Source organism: Brunnivagina elsteri CCALA 953, from assembly GCF_002289455.1.
Classification (GTDB): domain Bacteria; phylum Cyanobacteriota; class Cyanobacteriia; order Cyanobacteriales; family Nostocaceae; genus Brunnivagina; species Brunnivagina elsteri.
In genome coordinates this window covers 1-4,158 of sequence record NZ_NTFS01000496.1, presented here as the reverse complement: position 1 = coordinate 4,158, position 4,158 = coordinate 1, and the positions used below count along the sequence as shown (strand labels likewise).

Below are 4,158 nucleotides of genomic sequence, written 5' to 3'. Positions count from 1 at the left end.
AAACAAAGGATTCCAACCAGAACCCACCGACTCAGCAATAAATTCACCACTCCAATCAGGATTGAAGCGATAAACACCAACGCGATCGCATTGCAGTAATTCTCTCACTTCCCTGGTGGTAGTTCTAAAAATAGTATCAACATCAGTGGATTGACGGATACGATTAACTACCTTAGTTAAAGCTTTTTCTTTCTCCGCAATTTGAGCTAGTTGCAGGGATTTTTGCTGTTCTTGTTCAAGTTTTTCGGCTTGGGAGACACCAATACCAAATTGCACCCCAATTTGAGCTAGCAAATTAACTTCTCGCTCTTGCCACTCACGCACCCCTGAATTTTGATAAGCTGCTAATAAACCCCAAAGTTTTTGCCCAACAAACACAGGAACAAGTACATAAGCTTTGACTTCAAACTGTTCCAGCAAGTCAAGGTGACATTGAGAATGACCAATTTCATAGATGTCATTAACCGCAAAGCTTTCACCCTTTGCATAACGTCCACCTTGGGTTTCCTGCAAGTGAGTATCTTCCCAAACAGTTTTGATATCTTTACCAACTAAAGCAGTCCAACCAGGAGCTACAGATTCACCGATATACTCACCACTCCAATCAGAATTAAAGCGATAAACCGAAACGCGATCGCACTGGAGTAATTGACGAACTTCCTTGGTAGTATTTTTGAAAATCGCATCCAAATCTAAGGATTGACGGATACGGTTAATTACTTTTGCTAAAGCTTTTTGTTCCTGTGCTTGCTGTTGCAAATTTGTTTGAAACTCAAATGACTGAAATCTATAATTTAATTCCACCGCAATTTGAGACAGTAAACTAATTTCGATTTCTTGCCATTGACGAGTGGCAGAGCAACTTTGAACAACAAGTAAACCCCAAATTTCATCTTTAAATAAAATTGGTACACTCAAACTAGATTTAACTTGATATTTTTCTAGTAATTGAGCTTGATATGGGGTAACTCCAGCCTCATTACTAACTTGGAGAATTACAGGTTCTAAATACTGATGGCTGGTTTCCAAACCAAAAATAATAGCAGGTAATATTTCATCCTTTGCCGGAGTCCAACTATTCACTCTAGACTCAGCAAAAACAACACCAGAATCGATTGAATTCAAACGATAAATTAGAGTGCGATCGCATTCCAATTTTTCTCGGATTTGTTGGGTAGCAATTGAAGTTAGAGAATAGGTATCTTTAGCTTGTTGGATTGCAGTTGCAACACCAGAAAACATCTGCCGACATAATTTTAATTGCTGTTCAGTAATACTTAAATCTGAAATATCTTTGTTAGAAGCGACAGCCATTTCTGAGTTTTCTCCCTCAGCAATATGATGTCCATTTCTTTGATTTTCTTGGTACACATTCGTCATAATTTCGCACCTATTATAATTATTTAGTAATTATTCATCATCATGATTCATCGTAGAGACGACCCGGTGGGTCGTCTGGCTACTATCCAATCCCCAATGCCCAATTCCCTAATTATGAATATTCCATGACGGAGATTTAAGAATAGCCAGAGCATCTAGGCTAATAATCATCTCTTCATTTGTGCCAATAAAATATCCCTGCAATAAGGAATAAGTATCTGGGGAAAATAACTCTGTATTCGCAGGTTTTATTTGGCTTGCATCAAAATTTTCAATATCCATGAGTTGACGCACCAATAATCCCAAAGATTTACCTTCATGCTGCACAACAATTGCAATTATCTTGGAAATAAGGCTACTATTCTTCGTTATCGAAGAATAACCTAACATTTCCTCCAAATCTATCAACCACAACATTTCACCACGCCAATTATATATACCAGTTACATAATTAGGCATTTGGGGAACTCCACATATCTCAGATAAAGATACCTGCAATACCTCTGTAATATTTGCTAGTGAAAGTACGGCTGCATCTTTAGTACCTAATTGAAAAGTTAAGAATTTTTGCTCGGTATCTAACACCATTTACCCTTTACAATCTAAAAATTAATAGTTTTTGAATTTTGACTTAATCCTGAACCGAAGTATTGGACTGAAGATTTAAAATCATCAAAAAGAGATTAGTAATCTGAATTAAATAAAGTATAACTTTCGATTATGTAGATTAATGTTGGGTTACGTAAAGCCTCCAACGTCACTTGCTATAACACGGGGAACCTCTGCAACGCAGTGACTCCAAAACCTACAAAGAATTATATACTTTGCTTGTAGCTAAATTCGGCAATTTAATTCAGCCTTTAAAGTCAAGTATTAGTCACAAATTTTCAGCCATTAGCAATAAACTAATAGCCGATATATAAAGTAAAAAACCAAATATTTTGTTATTTATTTGTAATTTATTTTCTAAATAATTACTTAATTAATAGTCTAATTGCTCCTTCTAGTTCTTGCTTATCAATAGGTTTAGAAATGTAGGCATCAGCGCCTAACATTGTTCCCCACATCTTATCAACATCGCTATTTTTCGTCGAGCAGAAAACTATCGGTATCCCACTTGTCGTCGGATTAGTCTTAAGTTCTCTACAAATTTCGTAACCACTTTTACCAGGTAAAATTACGTCAAGAAAAATTAAATCTGGTCTGTTACTATTCAGCTTTTCTTGAGCTTCTTCACTACTCTTGGCACTCATCACAGAAAAGCCTGCTTGTTGCATATCGATACTCTTCGCAACTGAGCGCAAATTTCGTAACCACTAGCAACAGGCATGACCAAATCTAAAAAAACAAGGTCTGGTTTATGCTCAATTAAAATTGGTAAAGCTTGCAAAGGGTCTTGAATTTTGACAAATCTAAATCCATTAGGAACTAAGATTTGTTCAAGCATTAAACACACTTGCGGGCTATCATCAACACAAACAATTAGAGGAGCATTAGAGTTTGGAGCTTTGTTTACCGTAGAAGTGGTTTTTTGTTCAGCTACTTTTAAAGGTAAATCAGGTACTTCTACAAGTTCGACTATACCCTTGAGAATGTATGGAAATAATGAACGAGTAACAGGTAACACAGTCTGCTTCATTTTGAAAGATAAATCCCGCAGAGTGTACTTACCATTCATTAAAACTTGAAAATTCTTATAAACCCCCGAACTTACTAACTGCTGAAGTTGTTCAGGTTGGCGAAGAACTGGTGCATGATCGGGATAAAAATTAGCCAAACCAGCTTCCGACCAAGTTTTCCAGGAGTCTTGCATGAACTTCAAAGACATATCTGCACTTGTGAAGCTCATCGGCGTTTCCAAGATGGTATCTTGATTGCGATCGCAACTCATCTCAGAAAAGTTAGCCTGCTGTGCCAGGTCAAATAATAATTCAGTAATTGTACTCTCGACAATTGAGTTAATTTGTTGGCGCTTTATTCTTTGCTTTTCATGCAAAACTTCCAAAAGATGATAATCCCAAGAATCAACTTTGGCATCTTCTCGACGTAATTGAATTTTATTAATATCAACTTCCGGGCAGTATTGCGACATATGCCGTCTCCATCGTCGAAAAGGGTGGGTTCCTCCTGTTGCCCATACCATCCTCCCCAAGCGATAGTAAAAAGTCCATCGCTGCCCTTTGGCGGTCTTGATGTCTAATTTACCGCTGTACTGCAATAAGGTACAAGTTTTAAATTCATCAAGTAGATTACTTGATACCATCATTTCCGGATGGATCATCCTTTTGTTCCCTTTTTATTTAAACTGTAAGTTCTTAAAAATTCAAACTACCCATTTAGCCGTTAATAATTAACTGTATTTGGTCAAATCTTTTCGGCAAAATAATTTGGATAGTAGTTACTTGATTTTGTATGAACTAATATGTGGGCTTCTGGGAATGATAAATTGGACACTTCTTTAAGATATAGACAAAATTCTACAGGTAAGACTTATCTAAAAATAGATTCTTACTCCAGAACCAGTATCTTTAATTAATGGCTTTAGCATCTATCTTTGATAGTTACCGCCTAGTATCCAAAACGCACCTATTAGTTATATATAATGGTAAGGTTTACGATGTTGAAGCAAATCCGTATAAATCCTGATTTTGATTTTAAAGTTATCTTGTATTAACAAATAATTTTCCTAAATAAATAAAATTATAATATATTATTTTTCTCAGACCAAAAAATAAGTTAGAGATAATTAATAATTACTACTTTTGATATAACTAAACT

The 4,158-nt window shown here is 35.9% G+C and carries 4 protein-coding genes; all 4 read right to left on the bottom strand.

All coding sequences use genetic code 11. The features are described 5' to 3' along the window. The coding region (locus tag CK510_RS27100) for a GAF domain-containing protein (RefSeq protein WP_143289462.1) at positions 1-1,380 on the bottom strand (1,380 nt) is incomplete at its 3' end. A 108-nt stretch (positions 1,381-1,488) separates the two neighbouring features. Continuing rightward, positions 1,489-1,968, bottom strand: coding sequence for a chemotaxis protein CheW (locus tag CK510_RS27095; RefSeq protein ID WP_095724613.1), 480 nt, complete (start codon positions 1,966-1,968; stop codon positions 1,489-1,491). Between the two features lie 386 nt (positions 1,969-2,354). Beyond that, entirely contained in the window at positions 2,355-2,657 is a 303-nt protein-coding gene (locus CK510_RS27090) for a response regulator transcription factor (protein ID WP_095724612.1), read from the bottom strand. Beyond that, positions 2,633-3,661 (bottom strand): response regulator, encoded by a 1,029-nt coding sequence (locus CK510_RS27085; protein WP_095724611.1) that lies wholly within the window; start codon positions 3,659-3,661, stop codon positions 2,633-2,635. The genes CK510_RS27090 and CK510_RS27085 overlap by 25 nt, the downstream gene beginning before the upstream one ends. Positions 3,662-4,158 lie beyond the last annotated feature (497 nt).

Coding starts and splice junctions, on each gene's coding strand:
- CK510_RS27090 (WP_095724612.1), bottom strand. CDS start 2,657: ATGCAACAAGCAGGCTTTTCTGTGATGAGTGCCAAGAGTAGTGAAGAA.
- CK510_RS27095 (WP_095724613.1), bottom strand. CDS start 1,968: ATGGTGTTAGATACCGAGCAAAAATTCTTAACTTTTCAATTAGGTACT.
- CK510_RS27085 (WP_095724611.1), bottom strand. CDS start 3,661: ATGATCCATCCGGAAATGATGGTATCAAGTAATCTACTTGATGAATTT.